This window comes from Thiohalobacter sp., assembly GCF_027000115.1.
In the GTDB taxonomy this organism is placed as follows: Bacteria; Pseudomonadota; Gammaproteobacteria; order Thiohalobacterales; family Thiohalobacteraceae; genus JALTON01.
Genome location: NZ_JALTON010000053.1, coordinates 97006 through 120792 on the forward strand (window position 1 = coordinate 97006; position 23787 = coordinate 120792).

The following is a 23787-nucleotide window of genomic DNA, read 5'->3' on the forward strand; positions in this document are numbered from 1 at the left end:
CCCCGCAGGGTTCAGCCCAGCCAGTCGCGCGGCTTGAGGAATACCTCGTACAGGCGCGCCTCCTCGCTGCCGGGTTCCGGATGCCAGTCGTACTTCCAGCTCACCAGCGGCGGGAGCGACATCAGGATGGACTCGGTGCGGCCGCCGGACTGCAGGCCGAACAGGGTGCCGCGGTCATAGACCAGGTTGAACTCGACGTAGCGGCCACGACGATAGAGCTGGAATTCGCGTTCGCGCTCGCCGTAAGGGGTGTCGCGCCGGCGCTCGACGATGGGCTGGTAGGCCGGCAGGTAGTGGTCACCGACCGATCTCATGAAGGCGAAGCAGCGCTCGAAGCCCCACTGGTTGAGGTCGTCGAAGAACAGGCCGCCGATACCGCGCGGCTCGTTACGGTGCTTCAGGAAGAAATACTCGTCGCACCAGCGCTTGAAGCGCGGGTAGACCTCGTTGCCGAACGGCTTGCAGGCCTCGCTGGCGATGCGGTGCCAGTGTTCGGCGTCGGTCTCGAAACCGTAATAAGGCGTCAGGTCGAAGCCGCCGCCGAACCACCACACCGGTTCCGCGCCCGGCTTTTCGGCGATGAAGAAGCGCACGTTGGCGTGCGAGGTGGGCACATAGGGATTGCGCGGATGAATGACCAGCGACACGCCGGTGGCGTGGAAGCTGCGTCCCGCCAGTTCCGGGCGGTGGGCGGTGGCCGAGGGCGGCAAGTTCTCGCCATGCACATGCGAGAAGTTGATGCCGGCCTTCTCGAACACCGGCCCTTCTTCCAGCACCCGCGAGCGGCCGCCGCCACCTTCGGGGCGCGTCCAGCGATCCTCGCGGAATCCCTCGCCACCGTCCACGGCGGCGAGGGCATCGGTGATACGGTCCTGCAGCTCCAGCAGATAGGTCTGTACCTGTTCGAGCATGTCGTTCGGCATGGCACTCCGTCCGGCGGCGAATCCGTTGGCACTATACCAGCCGCGCGGCGGCATGCCGACGCCGGAGCGGGAGCGACCGGGCTAGGCAGCCGGCACCTGATGTTCCAGGGTCACCCGATTGCGGCCCATGCGCTTGGCGTGATAGAGCGCGGCATCGGCGCGGGCGATGAAGGATTCCGCATCGTCCTCCGGCCGCCACTCGGCGACGCCCAGCGACAGGGTGACCGGCCCCAGCGGCTCGCCGGAATCCTTCTTGCGCAGCCGCTGCTGCTGCACCCGGGCACGAAGCTGCTCGGCCACGGCCAGCGCACCGGCGATGGGCGTACGCGGCAGCAGCAGGGCGAACTCCTCGCCCCCGAAGCGGGCGACCAGGTCCTGGCCCTTGATGCCGTCGCGCAGAATCTCGGCGACCAGTCGCAGGATGGTGTCTCCGGTCAGGTGGCCGAAGCGGTCGTTGACGCGTTTGAAATGGTCGATGTCGGCGATGATCAGGCACAGGGGGCCCGCGTCTTCGCCCGCACGCTGCATCTCGCGTTGCAGGGCGGCATCGAACGCCTTGCGATTGGCGATGCCGGTGAGTGCATCCAGCGCTGCCTCGTGGCGGGCCGCCTCGAGTTCGTGGCGCAGGGTGGCGAGTTCGGCATTGGTCTGGTCGAGGCGTTCCTGCAGCATGCGGTTGGCGGCCTGCATGGCGCGGGTCTCGTTGAGGAACTCGCCGACCAGCGTACGGAATTCCTCCGGTCCCATCTGTTCGGCGAGGCGCCGGGTGTAGTCGCGCAGCACGTTCTCGTAGCGGTGGGCCTGATCGCCCGAACTGCTCAGTTGCTCGAGCACCGAGGCGACCAGATCACGAACCTCGATGCGCATCTGCTCGATGGCGCGGCGCTCCGGGCCCTCGATGAATTCCTCGAACAGGCGCCGGGAAAATTCGGCGTCCAGCGGCCGCCGGGTTTCCAGCGCGTGATCGATCTGTTGCCGCAGTTCGCCGTTGCGGCCGCTGACGTATTCGTACCAGACCGTGAAGTGCGGCGGCGTGGCCGGAATCCGGTTGCGCGACATCAGCGGCAGGGCCAGGCGCACGAACTCCGCCGCCTGCTCGCTGCTCTCGTGGTATTGCATCCTCATGGCTCCCTTTGGCCCGCTTCCGCCTTGGTGCGGTAGGCGGGCTGGCACCGCCGGCCCCGGTTGCGGCCGCCCGAGGCGCCGGACTGTCCGCTGTCATGCGGAAGCCGCGCGCGGGGGCGGGGTGCACGGAACGGCCTGCCGGTCTATGCCTCCGCGCCGGCTTGCCGTCACTTTTTGTCAGTCCGGGATGGAAAGCAGGGATCGTGCCATCGCCATCGCGGCGGTCAGCGGCGCAGCAGGGCACCGGAGAGGGCGTCGCGGATGGTTGTCGGACGGTCGAGTCCGCCCAACCGGCCGTGCAGGACGCCATCCAGTTGCCCCTCAAAATATTTCATGCATTTCAGGGCGCTGCGCGCAGGCCGGTGGCCGGAGGGGTTGGCGCTGGTGGAGACCAGAGGGCGGCCGGCCACGGCACAGAGGGCGGCGGCCAGGGGATGGGCGGTGACCCGCACGGCCAGCGTCGGTCGGCCGCCGGTGAGCCAGTCCGGCACCCAGTCCTGCGCCGGCCACAGCCAGGTGTGGGGACCGGGCCAGGTGGCGAGCACCGCCTTGCGGCGCGCCGCAGGCAAGGGTGCGAGCAGAGGTTCGACGCGCTCGAGGCGGTCGCTGATCAGGATCAGGCCCTTGTCGGCAGTACGTCCCTTGAGGGCGAGCAGGCGGGCAACGGCGACCGGATCGAAGGGATCGCAGCCCAGGCCCCAGACGGCCTCGGTGGGATAGGCGATCACGCCGCCCGCGAGCAGCAGGCGCCGTGCCTGGCGCAGCGGCCAGGGGCGCACGGCGGAGGACTCAGCCGCTGGCGGCATCGGCATCCGCGTCGGTCTCCACCGGCTCGCTGAACTTGCAGTCCTTCTGCGGACAGACCTTCTCGGTGCCGCGACGCTTGGTGGTCTTGAGGGTCAGCATGGGCCAGCCGCAGCTCGGGCAGGGCTCGTCCAGCGGCTGGTTCCAGACCGCGTACTTGCATTCAGGATAGGTGGAACAGGAATAGAAGATCTTGCCGTTGCGCGACTTGCGCTTGAGCATGGTGCCCTTGCCGCACTCGGGGCACTTGACCCCGGTATCCTCGGGCTTCTCCAGCGGCTCGATGTGCTTGCAGTCGGGGTAGCTGGAGCAGCCGATGAACTTGCCATAGCGGCCGCTGCGGATGATGAGGTCGGAACCGCACTCGGGACACTTGCGGCCCTCCACGACCTCGGGTTCCGCGGATTCCGCCGTCTCGCCCAGGTTGCGAGTGTAGTCGCACTCGGGATAGCCGGAGCAGCCGACGAAGCGCCCGCGCCGTCCCAGCTTGATCTGCAACGGCTTGCCGCACTTGGGGCAGGCCTCGTCCATGGCCTCGGTGGTCACGTCCTGGCGCGAGACGCTCTCCTCCTTTTCCTTGACCAGCTTGCTGAACGGCTTCCAGAAGGACTCCAGCAGCGGGATCCACTCGCGCTCGCCGCGGGCGATCTCGTCGAGGTCGTCCTCCAGCCGTGCGGTGAAGTCGTAGTCGACGTAGCGGGTGAAGTGGTCGGTGAGGAAATGGCTGACGATGCGGCCGACATCGGTCGGCTGGAAGCGCCGCTTCTCCAGGGTGACGTATTCGCGCGCCAGCAGTGTGGAGATGATGGTCGCATAGGTCGAGGGCCGGCCGATGCCGTGTTCCTCCAGCGACTTGACCAGGCTGGCCTCGGTGTAGCGTGGCGGCGGCTCGGTGAAGTGCTGTTCGGGGCGGATGGCCAGCAGTTTCACCCGGTCGCCGGCCGCCATCGGCGGCAGCAGGCGCTCGTCGCCCTCGCCCTTGCCGTCGTCCACGCTCTCCTGGTAGACCTTCATGAAGCCGGGGTTGGCGATGGTCGAGCCGGTGGCGCGCAAGCGGTTGCCCTCGCCGGCGGCGAAGTCCACGCCCACGGTATGAACGGTGGCATGGATCATCTGGCTGGCGACGGTGCGCTTCCAGATCAGGTCGTAGAGCCTGAACTGGTCGCTGCTGAGGTGGCTCCTGATCTCCTCGGGCGCGCGCAGCGCCGAGGTGGGGCGTACGGCCTCGTGTGCCTCCTGGGCGTTCTTGGCCTTGGTCTTGAACTGGCGCGGCTTGTCCGGCAGATCCTCCTTGCCGAAGCGCCGGACGATGAGTTCGCGCAGCTCCTCCACCGCCTCCTGGGCGAGATTCACCGAGTCGGTACGCATGTAGGTGATCAGGCCGACCGAGCCCTCGCCGATGTCGATACCTTCATAGAGCTGCTGGGCGACGCGCATGGTGCGGCTGGCGGAGAAACCCAGCTTGCGCGAGGCCTCCTGCTGCAGGGTGGAGGTGGTGAAGGGCGCCGAGGGGTTGCGCTTGCGGCTCTTCTTCTCGACCTTTTCGACCACCAGCTCGCCGTCGGCTGCGGCCAGCAGGGCCTTTTCGATCTCGTGCGCCTGCTCGCCCCTGGTGACCGAGAACTGGGTGATCTTCTTGCCTTCATACTGCGTCAGCCGGGCGCTGAAGGGTTGCGCGCCCTTTTCCACATCGGCATCGATGGTCCAGTATTCGCGCGGCTTGAAGCGTTCGATCTCCTCCTCGCGCTCGACGATCATGCGCAGCGCCGGGCTCTGTACCCGGCCCGCCGACAGGCCGCGGCGGATCTTCTTCCACAGCAGCGGTGACAGGTTGAAGCCGACCAGATAGTCCAGCGCGCGCCGCGCCTGCTGCGCGTTCACCAGGTCCATGGACAGTTCGCGCGGATGTTCGATGGCCTCCTGGATGGCGCGCTTGGTGATTTCATGGAACACCACCCGGTACACGGGCTTGTCCTTGAGCACGCCGCGTTCCTTGAGGATCTCGTACAGGTGCCAGGAGATGGCCTCGCCCTCGCGGTCCGGGTCGGTGGCCAGATATAGGGCATCGGCCTTCTTCATCGCCTTGGCGATGGCATCCACATGGCGGGCGTTCTTCTCGATCACCTGGTACTTCATGGCGAAGCCGTGCTCGGGATCGACGGCGCCGCCCTTGGGCACCAGGTCGCGGACGTGTCCATAGGAGGCCATGACCTCGAAGTCCTTGCCCAGGTACTTCTTGATGGTCTTGGCCTTGGCCGGCGATTCCACGATGACCAGGTGCTTGCTCATGGGGGTGTTCCGGGGGGCGTTTCCGGGTTCGGCATGCCGGCGCGGCGGCCGGTCACGGCCCTCTCGGGCGGTTCAATCTGGAATGCGACGGCGTGTGCCGCCGTCGGGTGTGTTCAGTGGAGCCTGCCGGGAAGATCGTCGAAGACGTAGTCCTCCATCCAGGCATAGGCAGCCTCCTGGCCGGGCTGGTTGAACAGCACCATGAGCACGATCCACTTCAGCTGCTCGATGTCGAAGTCGTCGGTCTCCAGTGCCATCACCCGGTCGATCACCAGCTCGCGGCTGGCCGGCGTGAGGATGCCCATCTGTTCGAGGAAGATGAGGAAACCCTGCATCTCGAGATCGAGACGCACCGCCTCGCGATCGGTATACAGGCGGATGGCGTGCGCCGTCTGAACCGTGGCCGTGCCGCTGTCGCGCATCCGGATCAGGCCCTCCAGCCAGTCGAAGGCCTTGTTGATCTCGGCCGGGGCGAAGCCCGCTTCCAGCAGCTCCACGTGCAGCGATTCGCGGTCCGGGTTCAGCTCGTACTCTTCATCCATGTAATAGTTTTCAAACAGATACATCAGCACGTCGAGCATGCTTTCCTTCATTTCAACCTCGCTTGTCGGTGCGCGCATAGCGTCCGCCGGGGGCCGGCACCACGTACCCTTCCAGCTCCAGGATCAGGAGCATGGAGGAAACGGCTTCCGCCGTCAATCCGCTGCGCCGGACCAGTTCGTCGACCGAAACCGCGTCCCAGCCAAGGCTTTCCAGCAGCCCCAGGTGGTCGGCGTCGAGCGCCGGCGGCGCGGCCTCGGTGGGCTCGGCAGCCCCGGTTTCGGCTGCGACACCGGCCAGCGGCCCCAGTTCCTCGAGCACGTCGGCGGCGGTTTCCACCAGCTTGGCGCCCTGCCGGATCAGGGCATGGCAGCCGCGCGCCAGCGGGTTGTGGATGGAGCCGGGGATGGCGAATACCTCGCGGCCCTGCTCGGCGGCCAGCCGGGCGGTGATCAGCGAGCCGGAGCGGACCGCGGCCTCGACCACCAGCACTCCCAGCGACAGGCCGCTGATGATGCGGTTGCGGCGGGGGAAGTTCTCCGGTCGTGGCGGGGTTCCGGTGGGAAATTCGGACACCAGTGCGCCCTGTGCCGCGATGGCATGGGCCAGCGGGTGGTGGCGGGCGGGATAGACACGGTCGAGGCCGGTACCGGTGACCGCCACCGTGGGCCGGCCGGCGGCCAGCGCGCCCTCGTGGGCGGCGGCGTCGATGCCCAGTGCTAGGCCACTGGTGATCACCAGGCCGGCCCGGGCCAGAAAGGCGGCGAAGTCGCGCGCCGTGCGCGCCCCGCCCTCGGTGGGATTGCGGCTGCCGACCATGGCCAGCTGCAGCCGGCCGAGCACGGCCGGATCGCCCTGCACGAACAACAGCGGCGGCGGGTCGGGGATCTCCGCCATCAGGCGCGGGTAGGCGGGGTGCTCGAGGGTGAGGATGTGGCGGTCCGGGCCCGCGGCCCACTCCAGGTCCGCATCCAGGGCGGCGGCGTCGGGGTGGCGCAGGAAGTCGCGGGCGCTGTCCGGCCATTCGGACGGCGGTTCGGCGACCAGTCGGTCCGGATCCCTGCCCTCGGCCAGCGCGGCGTTGATGCGCGCCGGGCCGAGCCCTGGGGCACGCAGCAGGCTCAGCCAGAGGCGGAGTCGATCCGGGTCCTGGGGATCCTGGGCAGTCATGGCTCCGGGGCCGCCTCCCTGCGGCCCGTCGGGGGTCCGTGGTTCAGGGGTTGGTGACGGTGTCCAGCACGTGGATGGGCCGCGTGGCTTCCATCACCAGCGCGTAGCTCACCTTGTCGAAGGTACGGAACACCATCAGCAGGCCGGCGTCCTCGTCCGGCAGCTTGACCTCTTCGCCACCCCCGCCGATCCGGTCGGGGACGGTTTCGCCGGTCTGCCAGATACGCAGCACGTGGCCGACTTCCATGCCGTCTCGCTGGCCGCGGTTGATCACCACCACCTGGTACTGGCCGATCTGGGTGACGCCGTCGTGGACCGCAATGATGCGGCCCTTGACCTCGGCGGCCGGCGCATGGGGCATGAAGGTGGTGTGGATCTCCTCACTGACCACCGGCATCAGGCGGTCGCCGCTGTTGATCTCGCGGGTGGTGCGGGTGAGCGCCACCGTGGCCGGATCCCCGTAGCGCTGTACCGTGCCGTCGCCGAGATAGATCGCTTCCTTGCCGAGGAATTCGCCGGTATCGGGGTCGACATAGTCGCGGCCGGCCCGGAACAGCTGATAGCGGGCGTAGGTGTCGTCGGCAATGCCGCGCACGTAGACGCGGTCGCCGGCACCCGTGACCAGGTGCTCGTCGGCGCTCTGCAGCACGTAGGGCGCCTTCTCCAGTTCGTCATCCTCGACCACCAGCGGCTGGCTGAGGAACTGGCGGATGGCATCCACCGGGATGGTGGGGATGGCCTCGCCCAGCGGCGTCGAGCGCACCCGTGGCGAGAGCTTCACGATGCCGCCGCGCTGCAACCGCAGCTGCGGCTTGCCATCGACATAGACCAGGGTAATGACATCGCCGGGATAGATGAGGTGGGGGTTCTCGATCTGCGGGTTGACGTACCAGACCTCGGGCCACAGCCAGGGGTCGCGCAGGAAGCGCGCCGAGATGTCCCACAGGGTGTCGCCGGGGACCACCACATAGCGGTCCGGGTGCTTGGGGTTGAGGGCGATGTCCTGCGCCCAGGCGATCCCCATCAGGCAGATGGCAGCGAGCATTCCGAGCAGTTTCTTGGCCATGGTCGTCCCTTTTCTCGTGCGGCCCCGGATCAGGGCCTCCGGTGCGGCGCCCTCCAATTCCCCCAGCCGGCGTATAGTGGAAATTGGCGCTTCAATTCCCGTATTATCGCTACGTTAGCGAGTTACTTTAGCAATATATGTAGACCCTTTAAAGACGTTTGTGACGGACCGCACATGGCCAAGCTCGAAATCCTCCATTTCCCCGATCCGCGGCTGCGCACCGTGGCCGAGCCGGTGGCCGAGGTCGACGACAGCCTGCGCGCGCTGATCGACGACATGTTCGAGACCATGTACGAGGCCCCCGGCATCGGGCTGGCCGCGACCCAGGTCAATGTCCACAAGCGGCTGCTGGTCTGCGACGTCAGCGAGGATCGCAGCGAGCCGCGGGTCTTCATCAACCCCGAGATCCTCGAGCGCCGCGGCGAGGAGGAGATGGAGGAAGGCTGTCTCTCGGTGCCCGGCATCTACGACCGGGTGCAGCGCGCCGAGTGGATCCGGGTGCGGGCACTGGGCCGCGACGGGCAGCCTTTCGAGCTGGAGGCCGACGGCCTGCTGGCGGTCTGCATCCAGCACGAGATCGACCATCTGGACGGCAAGCTGTTCGTCGACTATCTCTCCAGCCTCAAGCGCCAGCGCATCCGCAAGAAGCTGGAAAAGGGCCGCAGGCTGGCCCCGGCCGCCCGCCAGCCCGAACCCGTCATCTGATCCGCGTACCGCAGGCGCCTCGATCCGGGTATCCTTGCCAGCCCATCCAGAGCCACTCGGGAAAGGGGTTCCATGCGCATCGTCTTCGCCGGCACGCCGGACTTCGCCGTGCCCACCCTGGCCGCCCTCGCCGCCAGCCCCCACGAAACGGTGGCGGTCTATACCCAGCCGGACCGCCCCGCCGGCCGGGGCCGCAAGTTGCGCCCGAGCCCGGTCAAGGCGCTGGCCACCGAGCTGGGGCTGCCGGTGGCACAGCCGGCAAGCCTGCGCGATCCCGACGCCCAGGCGAGGCTCGCCGAATACCGGCCCGACCTGATGGTGGTGGTGGCCTACGGGCTGATCCTGCCGCAGGCGGTGCTGGACCTGCCGCCCCGCGGGTGCGTGAACCTGCATGCCTCGCTGCTGCCGCGCTGGCGCGGTGCCGCGCCCATCCAGCGGGCCATCCTTGCCGGCGACCCGGAAACGGGCGTCACCCTGATGCAGATGGAGGCGGGGCTCGACACCGGCCCCATGCTGGCCAGCGTACGCTGTCCGATCGGCGAGCAGGACACCGCCGGCGAGCTGCACGACCGGCTGGCACGGCTGGGCGCGGAGCTGCTGGCATCGCATCTGGATGACCTCGCGGCCGGCCGGCTGGTCCCCGTGCCCCAGCCCGAGGACGGGGTCACCTACGCCGAGAAGCTCGACAAGTCCGAGGCGCCCCTGGACTGGCGCCGCGATGCCGCTGCATTGCTGCGCCAGGTGAATGCCTTCAATCCCTGGCCGGTTGCCCAGACCCTGTTTCGCGGCCAGCCGCTGCGGGTGTGGCGGGCACAGCGGCTGGCCGAGCGCGCGGACGCTGCGCCCGGCACTGTAATCGCCGCCGGCCGCGAGGGCGTCGACGTCGCCACCGGCGAGGGCGTGCTGCGGCTGACCCAGGTGCAGCTCCCGGGCGGCCGGCGCATCAGCGGGGGCGACCTTGCCAATGCCCAGCGGCCCGTCGGCGAGCGCCTCGGCGTGGAGGGCGCGGCATCGTAGCCGCCGCGCGCAAGCCGCGTGCCGCGGCCGCCCGTGCCGTGCGCGCGGTGTTCGAACAGGGGCGCTCGCTCAGCGACTGCCTCCCGCCCCTGCTGGACGCCCTGCCCGTGCGCGATCGCGGCCTGGCGCAGGAACTCGCCTATGGCACGCTGCGCTGGTACCGCCGTCTCGACGCCCTGCTCGACACCTTTCTGGACAAGCCGCTCAAGCGCAAGGACAGCGATCTGCGCGCGCTGCTGCTGGTCGGGCTGTATCAATTGCTGTATCTCGACACCCCGGCCCATGCCGCTGTCAACGAGACGGTGGCGGCCGTGCCGGCGTCAAAGCGCTGGGCCCGCGGCCTGGTCAACGGGGTGTTGCGCACCGCCCAGCGCGCGGCGGGTACGCGGCTCGAGACGCTGGACGACGATCCCGGCGTGCGCCTGTCGCACCCGGACTGGCTGCTCGAGGCCTGGCGCCGCGACTGGGGCGCGGCGCTCGCCGAAGGGATCGCAGCGGCCAACAACGCCCGTCCGCCCATGGTGCTGAGGGTCAACCGCCGGCGCATGGCGCGGGACGAATACCTCGCGCGGCTGGTCGCGGCCGGCATCGAGGCGCGCGCGCTCCCCGGGCCGGACGCGGTGCAGCTGGCCCGGCCGTTGCCGGTGGCCGAACTGCCGGGCTTTGCCGAGGGCGAGGTATCGGTGCAGGACGCCGCCGCCCAGTGGGCCGCCGAGCTGCTGGAGCCGGGGCCGGGACAGCGGGTGCTCGATGCCTGCGCCGCGCCGGGCGGCAAGACGGCGCACATCGCCGAGCGCGAACCGGGGCTGGCGGCACTGGTGGCGCTGGATGTCGACGCCGGGCGGCTGGGGCGTGTGCGCGACAACCTGCAACGGCTGGGGCTGGCCGCCGACTGCATGCAAGGGGATGCGGCGCAGCCCGGCGACTGGTGGGACGGGCAGCCCTTCGACCGCATCCTGCTCGATGCGCCCTGCTCCGCCACCGGTGTGATTCGGCGCCACCCGGATATCAAATGGCTGCGTCGCGCCTCGGACATCGAAGCCCTTGCCACGACGCAGGCCGCCATGCTCGATGCCCTGTGGCCGTTGCTGGCACCAGGCGGTATGCTTCTGTACGCAACCTGTTCCACCCTGCGAGCCGAGAACGACTGCCAGCTGACCGCGTTCCTCGAGCGCACGCCCGGGGCGCGGGTCCGGCCGATCGGGCAGGCTGCCGAGGTCGAGGTGGCGCAGGGCTGGCAGCTGCTGCCGGGGCAGGGCCTGCCGCCGGGTCACGACGGCTTCTACTACGCACGCCTCGAAAGGGAATCATGACGGCTAGCATCAGCGCATCGACCGGCGGACGGCCCCCTGCCCTGGCCGGGCTGCTTGTGCTGCTGATGGCCATGACCCTGCTCGCCAGCCCCGGCGCCTGGTCCGGGGGCGAGTTCCGGGTCATCAATGCCGAGGCGCACCTGGTCGAGGGCGTGTACCGGGTGGATGCCAACATTGCGTTCGAACTCAATGATCCGGTGCGCGAGGCGCTGGTCAACGGCGTGCCGCTGGTATTCGAGATCGACCTGCGCATTCGGCGTCCCCGGGAATGGCTGTGGGACGAAACGGTGGCCACGCTGGTGCAGCGCTACCAGCTGCGCTACCACGCCCTGAGCAACCGCTACGTCGTGCGTCATCTCAACACCGCCGGCCAGCACAGTTTCGCCAGTCCGGGCGATGCCCTCTATCACATCGGCTCGGTGCGCGGCCTGCCGCTGATCGACCAGGCCCTGCTGGAGCCGGGCGTGCCCTACGAGGCCGGCATCCGCGCCCGGCTGGACATCGAATCCCTGCCCTCGCCCATGCAGGTGGTGGCCTATGTCAGCCGCAACTGGTGGCTGGACAGCGACTGGTACACATGGCCGCTCGCACCCTGACCCGATTCGGCCGCGGCCTGTGGCCGATGTTGGTGCTGTTCGCCCTGCTGCTGGTGTCGCTGACATTCATGAGCGATGCCACGCACAATTCGGAGCGTTTCGGGCGGCTGTACGCCCTGCTGCTGCTCACCAATGCGGCAGGCCTGATCGTGCTCACGGTGCTGATCGGCAGCAACCTGTTCTGGCTGGTACGCCAGTACCGCGGCCGTGCCCCGGGCGCCCGGCTCACGGCCCGGCTGGTAGCCATGTTCGTCATCATCGCCGTGCTCCCGGTGTCGGTCGTCTACTACTTCTCGCTGCAGTTCCTGCATCGCGGCATCGACAGCTGGTTCGACGTGCGCATCGAGAAATCGCTGGAGGACGCGCTGGACCTCAGCCGCGCGGCCTTCGATGTGCGGCTGCGCGACCTGCTGCACAAGACTCAGGCGCTTGCCGATGAACTCACCGAGGTACCCTCGCCGCTGGCCCCCCTCAGCCTCTACGACCTGCGGGTACGTTCGGCGGCCCTGGAACTCACCCTGATTGGCACCAACGGCCGCATCATCGCCTCCAGCTCGGTGGATCCCACCCGCATCGTGCCGGACCGGCCGGGTGAGGCGGTATTGCTGCAACTGCGCCAGGGGCAGCCCTACGTGGGCCTCGATCCCGCGGGGGAAGCGGGCCTGCGCGCGCGTGCCGTGGTGCCGGTGCCGGCCAGGCGGCCCACGGACGAGCCACGCATCCTGCAGGCCTTGTACGAGATCCCGGAACGGCTCGGCGAGAAGGCCGACAGCGTGCAGGAGGCCTATGCGCGCTACAAGGAACTCGCCTACCTGCGCAAGCCGCTGAAGCAGAGTTACACCCTCACCCTGTCCGTGGTGCTGGCGCTCAGCCTGCTGTCCGCGGTCTGGGGCGCCTTCCATGCCGCACGCAAGCTGGTGGCGCCGATCCGCGAACTGGCCGAGGGCACGCGCGCGGTGGCCGACGGCGACTACAGCAAGCAACTGGCTGCCGCCAGCAACGACGAGCTCGGCTTCCTGGTGCAGTCCTTCAACGTCATGACCCGGCGCCTGGCCCTGGCGCGGGACGAGGCGCGGCGCAGCCAGCGCCAGGTCGAGGGCCAGCGCGCCTATCTCGAGACCCTGCTGGGTTCGTTGTCCTCCGGCGTCATCAGCCTGTCGCCCGACCTGCACCTGCGGACCGTCAACGGCGCGGCCAGCAGCATTCTCGGCGTGCCGCTGGGCGAGGCGGTGGGCCAGGATCTCAACCAGGTGCTGGCGCGCCATCCCTTCCTGCGCCCGCTGGTGGATGCCGTGGTCGATCATCTGGGCGAGCCGTCCGGCCAGTGGGACGAGGAGATCATCCTGTTCGGCCCCCGCGGTCGCCAGGTGCTGATTGCGCGCGGCGCCCGCCTGCCCGGGGGTGGCGACCGGCCTGGCGGGCTGGTGATGGTGTTCGACGACATCACCGCGTTGCTGCAGGCGCAGCGCGATGCCGCCTGGGGCGAGGTGGCGCGGCGGCTGGCGCACGAGATCAAGAATCCGCTCACCCCCATACAGCTCTCGGCCGAGCGCCTGCGTCGCAAGTATCTGCCACGCATGGAACCCTCCGAGGGCGAGGTGCTGGACCGCGCCACCCATACCATCGTTGCCCAGGTCGAGGCCATGAAGGAGATGGTCAACGCCTTCTCCGAATACGCCCGGCCGCCGCAGATGGTCAGCGGCCAGGTGGATCTGAATGCGCTGGTACGGGAGGTGGTCGAACTCTACCAGGGCATGCGCCCGGCGGTGGCGGTGCGCCTGGATCTCGACCCCCTGCCCGCGATCGAGGCCGATGCCAACCGCCTGCGCCAGCTGCTGCACAACCTGATCAAGAATGCGCGCGAGGCGGCAGGCGGCCGCGAGGATGCCGAGATCCGCATCAGTACCCGGGTGCAGGAAGCCGAGGGTGCGCGCTTCGTCGACCTGTCGGTGGCCGACAACGGGCCGGGATTCGACGAGGCCATGCTGGACAAGCTGTTCGAACCCTATGTCACCACCAAGCCCCGGGGTACCGGGCTGGGGCTGGCCATCGTCAAGAAGATCGTCGAGGAACACGGCGGTTCCATCCACGTCGGCAACCGTGCCAGCGGTGGCGCCTACGTACGGGTGCGGCTGCGGGTGTAGCCTTCATCCACGCCGGTGGCCTTGGCCGGCACGGCGGCAGTATACTGGACGGAACCGGAACCGCCGGAACCGGACAAGCTGCCAACAACTGATGCCTGCCGCCCACATCCTGGTCGTCGACGACGAACCCGACATCCGCAACCTGGTCAAGGAAATCCTCGAGGACGAGGGTTACGAGGTGACGGTGGCGGAAAACGGCCAGGCCGCGCGTCAGGCACGTCGGCAGCGTCGCCCCGATCTCATCCTGCTCGACATCTGGATGGAGGACGTCGACGGCATCACCCTGCTCCGTGAATGGTCCGAGGGCGGCGGCCTGCCCTGCCCCGTGATCGTCATGTCCGGCCACGGCACGGTCGAGACCGCGGTCGAGGCCACCCGTCTCGGCGCCTACGATTTCATCGAAAAACCCATTTCTCTGGCCAAGCTGCTGCTCACCGTGGAGCGTGCGCTGGAAGCCGACCGGCTGTCGCGGGAGAACGTCGGTCTCCGCCAGCAGGCGGACGTGCCGCCGGAACCGGTGGGGCGCTCGGAGCTGATGCAACGGCTGCGCGAGCAGGTACTGCGGGTCGCTGCCCACGATACCTGGGTGCTGATTTCCGGTGACCCGGGTAGCGGCAAGAAGACCATGGCACGCTTCCTCCACACCCACAGCAGCCGCCGCGATGGTCCCTTCGTTGAAGTCGGGGTGGGCTCCATGTCGCAGCAGACCTCGGCGGCCGAACTGTTCGGCAGCGAGGAGGACGGGCGCTTGCATTACGGCAAGTTCGAACAGGCCAACGGCGGCACCCTCTATCTCGATGACATCGCCGACATGGACGACCAGACCCAGGCGCGGCTGCTGAGCGTGCTGGAGACGCGGAGCTTCACCCGCATCGGCAGTGCCGAACCGGTCGAGGTCGACCTGCGCATCATCGCCGCCACCAGCCGTGACCTGGAACAGGAGGTCGCTGCGGGCCGTTTCCGCGAGGACCTCTACTACCATCTCAACGTGGTGCCCCTGCACGTGCCCGCGCTCGCCGAGCACTGCGAGGACGTGCCCGACCTGCTCAACTACTATGTCGACTATTTCGTCGACCGCGAGCATCTGCCCTACCGGCGCTTCACGGTCGCGGCCCAGAACCGTCTGCGCAACTATGCCTGGCCCGGCAATGTGCGGGAGCTGAAGAACCTGGTTCAGCGTCTGCTGATCCTCGGCAGCGGCGAGGAAATAGATGTCCCCGAGGTCGACGCCGCCATCCGCTCCGCAGACGCGCTGCCGCCGGAGGCGGTGCTGTCCGGAGTGCCGCTGGATCTGCCGCTGCGCGAGGCGCGGGAGCAGTTCGAGAAGGTCTATCTGGAACAGCAGCTTCGCGAGGCCGGCGGCAGTGTCGGCAAGCTGGCCAAGCGCGTCGGCATGGAACGCACGCATCTCTACCGCAAGCTCAAGGCGCTGGGCATAGACGTCAAGCGCGCGGCCGACTGACGCCTTTCGCGGGCAAGGGAACAGAGCCATGAAGATCATCATTCTGGGGGCAGGCCAGGTCGGTGCGTCGGTGGCGCACAACCTCGCCAGCGAGTTCAACGACATCACCGTGGTCGACCAGGACGCCCGTCTGCTGCGGGAACTGCAGGATCGCCTCGACATCGGCACGGTCAACGGACATGCCGCGCACCCGGACGTGCTGCTGCAGGCCGGCGCCGAGGATGCGGACATGGTGATCGCGGTGACCAACAGTGACGAAGTGAACATGGTCGCCTGCCAGGTGGCCTATACCCTGTTCCATACGCCGACCAAGATTGCCCGCGTGCGCGCCGCGGAGTATCTGGAGCACAGCCGGCTGTTCAGCCAGGAGGCCCTGCCCATCGACGTGCTGATCAGCCCGGAGGAGCTGGTCACCGAATATGTGGAACACCTGATCGAGCATCCCGGCGCCCTGCAGGTGCTGGACTTCGCCGGTGGCCGCGTGCAGCTGGTCGCGGTGCGCGCCTACCATGGCGGGCCGCTGGTCGGGCATCAGCTCCGGTCGCTGGGCGAGCACATGCCCGGTATCGAGGTGCGGGTGGCAGCCATCTTCCGCCGCGGACGGCCCATCATTCCCGAGGGAGACACTATCATCGAGGTCGATGACGAGGTCTTTTTCGTTGCCGCCCGCGAGCACATTCGCGAGGTCATGGCCGAACTGCGCGAAGTCGACAAGCCGGTACGGCGGGTCATCCTGGCCGGTGGCGGCAACATCGGCCTGCGTCTCGCACAGGCGCTGGAGGACCGGTGCCAGGTCAAACTCATAGAGCGCGATCCCGAACGGGCGCGCATGCTCTCGGAGCGGCTCGATCGCGCCATTGTGCTGCTGGGCGACGCCGCCGACGAGGAGTTGCTGCTGGAAGAGAACATAGAGAACACGGACGTGTTCTGTGCGCTCACCAACGACGAGGAGGCGAACATACTTTCGGGCATGCTGGCCAAGCGCCTGGGTGCCCGACGGGTGATGTCGCTGATCAATCGCGCTGCCTACGTGGATCTGGTACAGAGTGACGTCATCGACATCGCGTTGTCTCCGCAACAGGCGACCATCGGCAGCCTGCTGGCACATGTCCGGCGCGGCGATGTGGTGGCGGTGCATTCCCTGCGTCGTGGCGCAGCCGAGGCCATAGAGGCGGTTGCCCACGGGGATGGCCGGACCTCGAAAGTGGTGGGTCGGCGCATCGACGAGATCGACCTGCCGCCGGGCACGACCATCGGCGCCATCGTGCGGGGCGACAAGGTGCTTGCCGCCCATCACGATACCGTGATCGAGACAGGCGACCACGTGATCCTGTTTCTGGTGGACAAGAGTCGCATTCCGGACGTCGAGCGCCTGTTTCAGGTTGGCGTATTCTTTCTCTGAGGCGACTGCACGTGCAGCTAGTTGCCATCCAGCGCATCCTGGGTTTGCTGCTGATCCTGTTCAGCAGCACCATGCTGCCGCCGGTGGTCGTATCCCTTGTCTACGACGACGGCTCGGCGGCGCCTTTCCTCGATGCCTTTGGCCTCATTCTTCTGGCAGGTCTGATCTTCTGGCTGCCGGTGCGCAGGCATCAGCGCGAGCTGCGGTTGCGCGACGGCTTCCTGGTGGTGGTCCTGTTCTGGGCAGTGCTGGGTCTGGTGGGCGCCGTGCCCTTTGCGCTCAGCGAGAACCCGCACATGTCGCTGACCGACTCGGTGTTCGAGTCATTGTCGGGGCTGACCACCACCGGCGCCACCGTGATCACCGGGATCGATCATCTGCCGCCTTCCATCCTGTTCTATCGCCAGGAGCTGCAGTGGCTGGGCGGCATGGGCATCATCGTGCTGGCAGTTGCGGTACTGCCCATGCTCGGCATCGGCGGCATGCAGCTGTATCGCGCGGAGACACCGGGGCCGATGAAGGATTCCAAGCTCACGCCGCGCATCACCGAGACGGCGAAGGCGCTCTGGTACATCTATCTCAGCCTGACCGTCGCTTGCGCGCTGGCCTACTGGCTGGCCGGCATGGAGCCCTTCGATGCCATTGCGCACAGCTTCTCGACCGTGGCCATCGGCGGTTTCTCCACCCATGATCTGAGCATCGGGTATTTTCAGAACCAGCTCATAGAGACGGTGGCGGTGGTCTTCATGCTGCTGTCGGGCATCAATTTCGCGCTGCACTTCACTGCCTGGCGCGCGCTCAGCCTGCGGCCCTACGCGGCCGATTCTGAGGTGCGTACCTATTTCGCGGTACTGGGCGGGGCCGCACTGATCACCGTGGCCTATCTCGCGTACACGGAGACCTTCGATGACTGGAGCGATACCCTGCATCACGGCATCTTCCAGGTGGTCTCCATCGGCACCACCACCGGCTTTACCACCACGGCCTATCATGTCTGGCCGGGCTTTCTGCCGGTGCTGCTGCTGTTCATCAGTTTCATCGGCGGCTGTGCCGGCTCCACCGGCGGCGGCATGAAGGTCATCCGGTTTCTGCTGCTGGTCAAGCAGGGCGCGCGCGAGGTGCGCCGGCTGGTCCACCCCAGTGCACAGATTCCGGTCAAGGTGAACAACAAGCCCATGCCGGACGCGGTGATGGACGCGGTGTGGGGCTTCTTCGCCACCTACATCGCGGCCTTCGCGGTGATGATGCTGATCCTGATGGCGACCGGACTGGACCAGGTCACCGCCTTCTCCGCCGTGGCTGCCTGCATCAACAACCTCGGCCCCGGACTCGGCGAAGTGGGGTTCCACTATGCCGATCTGAATGACCTGTCCAAATGGGTGCTGAGTTTCGCCATGCTGCTCGGGCGGCTGGAGATCTTCACTCTGCTGGTCCTGCTCACTCCGGCCTTCTGGCGCCGATGAACGAGGAGCGGCGCGAGACCTGGGACCGGCGCCACGCCACGGCCGGGGGCGCGCCCGCCGCTGCCGATGTGTTGCGCCAGAACCGTCACCTCCTCCCCGCCCGCGGCATGGCACTGGATCTCGCCTGCGGCCGCGGCGGCAATGCCCTGCTGCTGGCGGCGGCCGGGCTGGAGACCCATGCCTGGGACCTGTCGCCGGTGGCCATCGGAGCGCTGCACGCCGAGGCCGCAGCGCGGGGGCTGCCGATACAGGCGCAGGTGCGGGATGTGGTCGCCGACCCGCCGCCCCCCGAGGCCTTCGACGTGATCGTGGTCAGCCACTTTCTGGAGCGCGCACTGGCGCCGGCACTGATCGAGGCCCTGCGCGCCGGCGGCCTGCTGTTCTACCAGACCTTTACCCGCGAGCGGGTCGGTGACGCGGGCCCGCGCAATCCCGATTACCGGCTGGCCCCGAACGAGCTGCTCGAACTGTTCCGCCCCCTGTGCCTGCGCGTCTATCGCGAGGAAGGCTGGCTGGGCGACACCGGGCGCGGCTGGCGGGATCGCGCCATGCTGGTGGGCGAACGCACGGGCTGAATGAAAAAGGCAAGAGGCCCTGCGATGCAGGGCCTCTTGCGGGTCAGAGCCTGAAGTGCGACACCATCTGTTGCAGTTGGGTCGCCAGCCGCGCCAGCTCGTCGCTGGCACTGGCCGTCTGCGTGGTGCCGTCGGCGGTGGTGCTGGCGATCTGGCGGATGTTGGCGACATTCCGGTCGATCTCCACGGCGACGGCGCTCTGCTCCTCGGCGGCGGCGGCGATCTGGGTGTTCATGTTGTTGATGACGTCCACCGCACGGGTGATGCGGTCCAGCGCCTCGCCGGCCTTGTTGGCCATCTGCACGCTTTCGTTGGCCAGTTCGCTGCCCTTGGCCATGACCTCCACGGCGTCGACGGCGCCCGCCTGGAGCCGTTCGATCATGGACTGGATCTCCTGGGTGGATTCCTGGGTGCGGTTGGCCAGCGAACGGACCTCGTCGGCCACCACGGCGAAGCCACGTCCCTGTTCGCCGGCGCGGGCCGCTTCGATGGCCGCGTTCAGGGCCAGCAGGTTGGTCTGTTCGGCAATGCCGCGGATGACGTCCAGGATCTGGTTGATCTGCTCGCTGTCGCTCTCCAGCTTGCGGATGACCTCCGAGGCGTTGTCCACCTCGCTGGCCAGCGCCTGGATGGCGGTGGCGGTACCGGACACCACGTCCTTGCCCTGAGCGGCCTCGGTGTCGGCAGTGCGGGCCTCCTCGGCCGCCCGGGCGGCGCCCTGGGCGACTTCCTGGACCGCGGCGGTCATTTCGCTGATGGCGTTGGAGGCTTCCTCCGTTTCGCTCCGTTGCCGGTCCACGGCGGTCCCGGTTTCCGCGGTGATGGCTGCCAGTTCCTCCGCCGCGCTGGCGAGCTGGGTGGAGCTGCCGAAGATGTCGTTCACGTTCTTGCGCAGGTTGTCGACGAGATTGGCCAGCGCCTCGCCGAGCAGCTTACACTCTTTCAGACCCTTGCTTTCAACCTGAACCGTCAGGTCGCCCGTGGCGCAGCGCTGCATGTGGTCGGTCAGCGCGCGGATGGGTGCAAACAGGTGGCGGCCCAGCAGGTACAGGGCAAGGCCCAGACCGGCGAGCATGGCCGCCGCGGTCTCCAGAATGACGCTCCAGCCGGTCTTGTTCACGTCGGCGTAGAGCTGCGCCATGTTCTCCATGATGGACAGCCTGAGCAGGGGCGATCCGTCGTTGGCGGGGAGCAGGTAATCCACCTGGACATAGCCGTCCGCGTCGCCGCGCCAGGCATCGCTCCGGTAGAGCGTTTCGCCACCGGGCGCCCCGATGCTCAGCGGTGCCCGGAGCATGTCCTCGACCGCTTTCAGGTTGTAGGCCGGGTCGACGACCACCTCCAGATAGCCCAGCAGGCGCAGGCCGCCGACGGGCAGCAGCACGGAAAAGGCGGGACCCGCCGGGGAGTCCCAGAGGTAGGTCAGCGTCTGCAGGCGCTGGGCGCCACGGCGGGCGGCCGCCTGCTCGCGCAGGGCGGGCGGCAGGCCGTTCCCGCCCAGCGCCGGATTGCCGGCGCCGGCCACGACCAGCGGCCGCAGGTCGGTGTCGTACAGGCGAAGCTGCAACAGGGACAGGAGGTTGGCGGTGACAAAGCGCTGCCGGTACTGTTCGTCCAGCAGTCCCCTGAGGCTGGCTCTGGCCTCGCCGTCATCGGGATTCCTGGCCAGGCGGCTGACCGCCGGCCGGAAGGCCCTTTCCTGCTGCGCGCCCTCGCCCAGTTCCACGGCCAGTTGCTCGAGATCGCCGAGACTGCGGCGGGCGGCGATTTCGATAATCCGGGCCAGGGTACTCGAGCCCGAGTTCACGGCGGCTTCCCGATACTGGGGCACCGAGAGCGCCGAAAAGAGGATGGCGGCGGCGCCCAGCATCACAAGAAGCCCGATCGTCACACCCTTGATGGAAAGATTTTCGATACGCATTGTTCTTGCCTGCTGTCTCAGAAGATCGGCTGGAGCAGGGAGCGGGCGCCAGCGCACCCGCTCCGACCCGGGCTACTTGGCGACGGGATAGCCCTTATCCGTCCACTCGGCCCAGCCGCCGCGGAACCAGTAGACATCGCTGTAGCCCAGGGCGACGGCCATCTTGGCGGACTTGACGCTGCGGCCGCACTTTACGCCGTTGCAGTAGAACACCACGGGCGTGTCCTTCGAGGGGATATGGGCGGCGAGCGAGGCCTCGTTGGTTTCGGTGTCCGGCAGTCCGATCGAACCCTCGATGTGGCCCTTCTCGTGATCGCTGGCCTTGCGGGCATCGATGATCACCAGGTCCGGCTTGCTGGAGGCCAGTTCGATGAGCTCTTCCGCGGTGATCCGCGTCGTGCCCTCGATGTTTTCAGGCGTGGTTTCGGCCAGCGCCGGGGCCGCAGCGGCCATCAGCCAGCCACCCAGGAGAAAACCGCCAATCTTCTTGAAGAACATGATCTCACCTCTTGCTCCGGTTCAACGTTGGAAAACCCAGAAAACCCTCGTGTTTCTGGCAATTTGATTCACGGGGAATCTGTGCCTTTTTACGGCAGCAGGGAACGGGGCTTTAGGCACCGGGATGGAAGAGAGGCGTGGGCACGGGCTTGTCGCGCCGCTATTCGTACAGGGGCGGTTCGCCGGGCGGGCGGGTGCGGAAGCGGCGATAGGACCAGGCGTACTGGGCCGGACATTCACGGACGCAGGCCGCCACGCCCCGGTTGAGTGCGCTGGCGGCAGTGCGCGGGTCGGCGTCGGCGATGTCCGGGGGCGCGGGATGGAAGCGCATGCGGTAGCGCCCGCCAGGCAGGCGCTCACAGTAGCCGAAGAACACCGCCGCGCCCGTCTTGCGGGCCAGCCGCGACAGCAGCAGCATGGTCCAGGCCTCGATGCCGAAGAAGGGCGCGAACACGCCGCCCCCACTGCCCGGTTCCTGGTCGGGCAGGATGGCGACCACACCGCCCTCGCGCAACGTCTGGTACAGCGAGCGCACCCCGTGGGCATCGGTCGGCACCAGCCGCGCGCCCAGGTGCTCGCGGCCCCGGCACATCAGGTCTTCCAGGCCGGCCAGCCGCGGCGGCCGGTACAGGCTGGTCACCCCCCAGCGCCAGGCCGCGAAATGGCCGGCCAGTTCCCAGCTGCCCAGGTGGGGCGCGGCCAGCAGCACGCCGCGGCCGGCGGCGCGGGCGGCATCGATGGCCTCGGTGCCGGTTTCCTCCACGATCAGCGGCCGGATGCGATCGGCCGGCCAGAGCCACAGGGGTCCCGTTTCCAGCGCGGTGCGGGCCGTCTCCACCAGGCTCTGGCGCAGCAGTCGCCGGCGTTCCGCGGCGGGCAGTTCGGGCAGGCAGAGGTCCAGGTTGCGCTCGCTGACCCGGCGCAGCGGATTCGGAAGCCAGGCGAGCAGGCTGCCGATCAGCGCGCCGATGGCATGATCCACCCGCAGTGGCATCAGGGCGCAGAAACGCAGCAGGATTTTGACCAGAAGCACGCGCATTCGGAATAAGTGGGCTTGTCTATCCCACTTCAGGCCAGTCTGGCCGAATTCTTATCGGCCTGATCTCTTGTCCTGTCTTTTCGGGGTATGGGTGGGATTTCAGAAATGATTTTTGCCGAATCCTCTGCCATGAGGGGGCGCATTGCGGAAAGCAGCGCCGGAAACAATTGCCGGTTGCCCTTCTCTTCCTCGGCCAGCAGCTGTTTCATGTGCATGCGCCGGGTGGGCATGCGGAAGCAGGCCGGGCAGTTGTCGTGGATGACCGGGAATTCCGAGCGGGCGGCAAATTCCGCCAGCTGGCGCTCGCGCACGTAGACCAGGGGCCGGATGATGCGCACATCGCCGGCATCGTTGAGATAGTGGGCCTTCATGGTCTGCAGCCGCCCCTGGTGAAAGGCGGACATCAGGAAGCTCTCGGCCAGGTCGTCGAGATGCTGGCCCAGGGCCAGTACGTTGCAGCCCTCGCGCCGTGCAAGGCTGTACAGGGTGCCGCGCTTCATCCGGGCGCACCAGCTGCAGTAGGAGTCCTTGCTCATGTGGGTCAGCGCCCGTTCCATGATGGGTTCCTCGCAGAAGAAGTGGGGGACGCCCAGCGCCTCCAGATAGGGCCGCAGCGCCTGCGGATGGAAGCCTTCCACCTGCGGGTCGACGGTCGCGGTCGCCAGCTCGAAGCGCACCGGCGCGTGGCGCTGCAGATGGCGCAGGACGTGCAGCAGCGACAGCGAATCCTTGCCGCCGGAAAGGCCGAGCAGGATGCGGTCGCCGTCGCGGATCATGTCGTAGTCGGCGATCGCCCGGCCTACCGGGCGCAACAGGGACTTGGGAGGGCGCACGTCCATGGGCGCACGTTAGCGGGCCGCCCCGGCGCTGGCAAGCCGCGACTATACTGGATTCAGCGAATCATTGCGGCCGGCGGGTCGCAGGGAAGGGATGCGATGCAGGACGATGTGAAGAGTCTGACGCCGCAGGCGGCCTGGGAACTGCTCCAGAAGAACCCCCGGGCGGTGCTGGTCGACATCCGCTCCAACATGGAGTACCTGTTCGTGGGGCATCCCGTGGGCGCTGTCCACGTGCCCTGGATCGACGAGCCGGACTGGACCGTGAATCCCCAGTTCGTGACCCAGGTGCGCAAGCTGGTGCTGGGTGGCATCTGCCACGAGGATGATGCCGGCTGCGCCCCCGTGGTGCTCATCTGCCGCAGCGGCAAGCGCTCGCTCGAGGCTGGCAGGGAGCTGATTCGCAACGGGTTTTCCGAGGTCTATCATGTCGATGAGGGCTTCGAGGGCGAGCTCGACGAGCATCATCACCGCAGCTCCGTGGGTGGCTGGCGTTTTCGCGGTCTGCCGTGGGAGCAGTGCTGAGCAGGGGCACGCCGCGTGCTGTCTGTCGGTCGGCCGTTGACGCCGCGCGCGCGCGCCCCTTATAGTCGCCCATTCCGGCCAAATCCCGCATCGGTTGCGGGGCTCGGCCGAAGAAGGAAAAAACCAACCCATTCCGTTGTACCCAAGGTAGCCGGTCCCTGCCAGGGTGGGCCGGGACCCCGAGAAAATTGGCAAACAGCACGAGCAGGTGCGGGCCAGGAGGAGGATATCCATGTCTGAAGTTACCCCGAACGAACAGATGGACCAGTGGCTGAACCAGAAGCTGGACGAACTGCTGCCTTCGAAGCTGGAGGCGATCGAGGAGTCGCAGATTCCGGCGATGTCGATCATTGCGACCAAGGGCACGCTGGACT

At 67.8% G+C, this 23787-nt stretch carries 21 protein-coding genes; 10 read left to right on the forward strand and 11 right to left on the reverse strand.

Annotated features, from left to right (window positions below; genetic code table 11):
* Positions 1 to 11 precede the first annotated feature (11 nt).
* From hemF to MVF76_RS10460, 7 genes are all read right to left on the reverse strand, one after another.
* The gene (gene hemF / locus MVF76_RS10430; RefSeq protein ID WP_297528842.1) at positions 12 to 923 is read right to left on the reverse strand and encodes an oxygen-dependent coproporphyrinogen oxidase; all 912 of its coding nucleotides are present in this window, start codon (positions 921 to 923) and stop codon (positions 12 to 14) included.
* 81 nt (positions 924 to 1004) lie between these two features.
* Positions 1005 to 2042 (reverse strand): GGDEF domain-containing protein, encoded by a 1038-nt coding sequence (locus tag MVF76_RS10435; protein WP_297528844.1) that lies wholly within the window; start codon positions 2040 to 2042, stop codon positions 1005 to 1007.
* A gap of 230 nt (positions 2043 to 2272) precedes the next feature.
* Positions 2273 to 2854: an L-threonylcarbamoyladenylate synthase gene (locus MVF76_RS10440; RefSeq protein ID WP_297528846.1), complete on the reverse strand. Its 582-nt coding sequence runs from the start codon at positions 2852 to 2854 to the stop codon at positions 2273 to 2275.
* Positions 2838 to 5141: a type I DNA topoisomerase gene (gene topA / locus MVF76_RS10445; RefSeq protein WP_297528849.1), complete on the reverse strand. Its 2304-nt coding sequence runs from the start codon at positions 5139 to 5141 to the stop codon at positions 2838 to 2840. The genes MVF76_RS10440 and topA overlap by 17 nt, the downstream gene beginning before the upstream one ends.
* Before the next feature lie 113 nt (positions 5142 to 5254).
* Positions 5255 to 5734 (reverse strand): DUF494 family protein, encoded by a 480-nt coding sequence (locus MVF76_RS10450; protein WP_297528851.1) that lies wholly within the window; start codon positions 5732 to 5734, stop codon positions 5255 to 5257.
* Between the two features lies 1 nt (position 5735).
* Entirely contained in the window at positions 5736 to 6851 is a 1116-nt protein-coding gene (gene dprA, locus MVF76_RS10455; protein ID WP_297528853.1) for a DNA-processing protein DprA, read from the reverse strand.
* Between the two features lie 43 nt (positions 6852 to 6894).
* On the reverse strand, positions 6895 to 7917 hold the full coding sequence (locus MVF76_RS10460) for a LysM peptidoglycan-binding domain-containing protein (RefSeq protein WP_297528855.1): 1023 nt from the start codon (positions 7915 to 7917) through the stop codon (positions 6895 to 6897).
* Between the two features lie 174 nt (positions 7918 to 8091).
* Here MVF76_RS10460 and def point away from each other — a divergent pair, with 174 nt between their 5' ends.
* The 9 genes from def (at position 8092) to MVF76_RS10505 (ending at position 18594) form a co-directional block, all read left to right on the forward strand.
* Positions 8092 to 8622, forward strand: a complete 531-nt coding sequence (def, locus tag MVF76_RS10465) for a peptide deformylase (RefSeq protein ID WP_297528857.1) — start codon at positions 8092 to 8094, stop codon at positions 8620 to 8622.
* 72 nt (positions 8623 to 8694) lie between these two features.
* Positions 8695 to 9639, forward strand: a complete 945-nt coding sequence (gene fmt / locus MVF76_RS10470; protein ID WP_297528859.1) for a methionyl-tRNA formyltransferase — start codon at positions 8695 to 8697, stop codon at positions 9637 to 9639.
* Positions 9633 to 10952 carry a 16S rRNA (cytosine(967)-C(5))-methyltransferase RsmB gene (rsmB, locus tag MVF76_RS10475; RefSeq protein WP_297528886.1) on the forward strand — a complete coding sequence of 440 codons (1320 nt, stop codon included), beginning with the start codon at positions 9633 to 9635 and terminating at the stop codon, positions 10950 to 10952. Before fmt ends, rsmB begins: the two co-directional genes overlap by 7 nt.
* Positions 10949 to 11548: a DUF4390 domain-containing protein gene (locus MVF76_RS10480; protein ID WP_297528861.1), complete on the forward strand. Its 600-nt coding sequence runs from the start codon at positions 10949 to 10951 to the stop codon at positions 11546 to 11548. The genes rsmB and MVF76_RS10480 overlap by 4 nt, the downstream gene beginning before the upstream one ends.
* Positions 11530 to 13692 (forward strand): sensor histidine kinase NtrY-like, encoded by a 2163-nt coding sequence (locus MVF76_RS10485; protein WP_297528863.1) that lies wholly within the window; start codon positions 11530 to 11532, stop codon positions 13690 to 13692. Before MVF76_RS10480 ends, MVF76_RS10485 begins: the two co-directional genes overlap by 19 nt.
* A 91-nt stretch (positions 13693 to 13783) precedes the next feature.
* Complete coding sequence (locus MVF76_RS10490) at positions 13784 to 15154, forward strand: sigma-54-dependent transcriptional regulator (protein ID WP_297528865.1); 1371 nt, start codon at positions 13784 to 13786, stop codon at positions 15152 to 15154.
* A 28-nt stretch (positions 15155 to 15182) separates the two neighbouring features.
* Positions 15183 to 16556: a Trk system potassium transporter TrkA gene (trkA, locus tag MVF76_RS10495; protein ID WP_297528867.1), complete on the forward strand. Its 1374-nt coding sequence runs from the start codon at positions 15183 to 15185 to the stop codon at positions 16554 to 16556.
* Positions 16557 to 16567: 11 nt separating this feature from the next.
* Complete coding sequence (locus tag MVF76_RS10500; RefSeq protein ID WP_297528869.1) at positions 16568 to 18019, forward strand: TrkH family potassium uptake protein; 1452 nt, start codon at positions 16568 to 16570, stop codon at positions 18017 to 18019.
* The gene (locus MVF76_RS10505) at positions 18016 to 18594 is read left to right on the forward strand and encodes a class I SAM-dependent methyltransferase (RefSeq protein ID WP_297528870.1); all 579 of its coding nucleotides are present in this window, start codon (positions 18016 to 18018) and stop codon (positions 18592 to 18594) included. The genes MVF76_RS10500 and MVF76_RS10505 overlap by 4 nt, the downstream gene beginning before the upstream one ends.
* Positions 18595 to 18637: 43 nt before the next feature.
* Here MVF76_RS10505 and MVF76_RS10510 read toward each other — a convergent pair whose 3' ends face one another.
* The 4 genes from MVF76_RS10510 to MVF76_RS10525 all read right to left on the reverse strand — a co-directional run bounded on the left by MVF76_RS10510 (position 18638) and on the right by MVF76_RS10525 (position 22891).
* Positions 18638 to 20515, reverse strand: a complete 1878-nt coding sequence (locus MVF76_RS10510; protein ID WP_297528872.1) for a methyl-accepting chemotaxis protein — start codon at positions 20513 to 20515, stop codon at positions 18638 to 18640.
* A 72-nt stretch (positions 20516 to 20587) separates the two neighbouring features.
* On the reverse strand, positions 20588 to 21013 hold the full coding sequence (locus MVF76_RS10515) for a rhodanese-like domain-containing protein (protein ID WP_297528874.1): 426 nt from the start codon (positions 21011 to 21013) through the stop codon (positions 20588 to 20590).
* A gap of 160 nt (positions 21014 to 21173) precedes the next feature.
* Positions 21174 to 22052, reverse strand: coding sequence for a lysophospholipid acyltransferase family protein (locus tag MVF76_RS10520; RefSeq protein WP_297528876.1), 879 nt, complete (start codon positions 22050 to 22052; stop codon positions 21174 to 21176).
* 29 nt (positions 22053 to 22081) lie between these two features.
* The gene (locus MVF76_RS10525; protein WP_297528878.1) at positions 22082 to 22891 is read right to left on the reverse strand and encodes a tRNA 2-thiocytidine biosynthesis TtcA family protein; all 810 of its coding nucleotides are present in this window, start codon (positions 22889 to 22891) and stop codon (positions 22082 to 22084) included.
* Positions 22892 to 22987: 96 nt separating this feature from the next.
* On the opposite strand from MVF76_RS10525, the gene MVF76_RS10530 reads away from it, so the two are divergent.
* A complete protein-coding gene (locus MVF76_RS10530) occupies positions 22988 to 23413 on the forward strand; it encodes a rhodanese-like domain-containing protein (RefSeq protein ID WP_297528880.1) in 426 nt (141 codons plus the stop codon).
* Positions 23414 to 23787 lie beyond the last annotated feature (374 nt).

Coding starts and splice junctions, on each gene's coding strand:
- MVF76_RS10505 (WP_297528870.1), top strand. CDS start 18,016: ATGAACGAGGAGCGGCGCGAGACCTGGGACCGGCGCCACGCCACGGCC.
- hemF (WP_297528842.1), bottom strand. CDS start 923: ATGCCGAACGACATGCTCGAACAGGTACAGACCTATCTGCTGGAGCTG.
- MVF76_RS10490 (WP_297528865.1), top strand. CDS start 13,784: ATGCCTGCCGCCCACATCCTGGTCGTCGACGACGAACCCGACATCCGC.
- def (WP_297528857.1), top strand. CDS start 8,092: ATGGCCAAGCTCGAAATCCTCCATTTCCCCGATCCGCGGCTGCGCACC.
- MVF76_RS10435 (WP_297528844.1), bottom strand. CDS start 2,042: ATGCAATACCACGAGAGCAGCGAGCAGGCGGCGGAGTTCGTGCGCCTG.
- MVF76_RS10450 (WP_297528851.1), bottom strand. CDS start 5,734: ATGAAGGAAAGCATGCTCGACGTGCTGATGTATCTGTTTGAAAACTAT.
- dprA (WP_297528853.1), bottom strand. CDS start 6,851: ATGACTGCCCAGGATCCCCAGGACCCGGATCGACTCCGCCTCTGGCTG.
- MVF76_RS10530 (WP_297528880.1), top strand. CDS start 22,988: ATGCAGGACGATGTGAAGAGTCTGACGCCGCAGGCGGCCTGGGAACTG.
- MVF76_RS10525 (WP_297528878.1), bottom strand. CDS start 22,891: ATGGACGTGCGCCCTCCCAAGTCCCTGTTGCGCCCGGTAGGCCGGGCG.
- MVF76_RS10440 (WP_297528846.1), bottom strand. CDS start 2,854: ATGCCGCCAGCGGCTGAGTCCTCCGCCGTGCGCCCCTGGCCGCTGCGC.
- MVF76_RS10520 (WP_297528876.1), bottom strand. CDS start 22,052: ATGCGCGTGCTTCTGGTCAAAATCCTGCTGCGTTTCTGCGCCCTGATG.
- MVF76_RS10515 (WP_297528874.1), bottom strand. CDS start 21,013: ATGTTCTTCAAGAAGATTGGCGGTTTTCTCCTGGGTGGCTGGCTGATG.
- MVF76_RS10510 (WP_297528872.1), bottom strand. CDS start 20,515: ATGCGTATCGAAAATCTTTCCATCAAGGGTGTGACGATCGGGCTTCTT.
- MVF76_RS10485 (WP_297528863.1), top strand. CDS start 11,530: ATGGCCGCTCGCACCCTGACCCGATTCGGCCGCGGCCTGTGGCCGATG.
- fmt (WP_297528859.1), top strand. CDS start 8,695: ATGCGCATCGTCTTCGCCGGCACGCCGGACTTCGCCGTGCCCACCCTG.
- MVF76_RS10460 (WP_297528855.1), bottom strand. CDS start 7,917: ATGGCCAAGAAACTGCTCGGAATGCTCGCTGCCATCTGCCTGATGGGG.
- MVF76_RS10480 (WP_297528861.1), top strand. CDS start 10,949: ATGACGGCTAGCATCAGCGCATCGACCGGCGGACGGCCCCCTGCCCTG.
- trkA (WP_297528867.1), top strand. CDS start 15,183: ATGAAGATCATCATTCTGGGGGCAGGCCAGGTCGGTGCGTCGGTGGCG.
- topA (WP_297528849.1), bottom strand. CDS start 5,141: ATGAGCAAGCACCTGGTCATCGTGGAATCGCCGGCCAAGGCCAAGACC.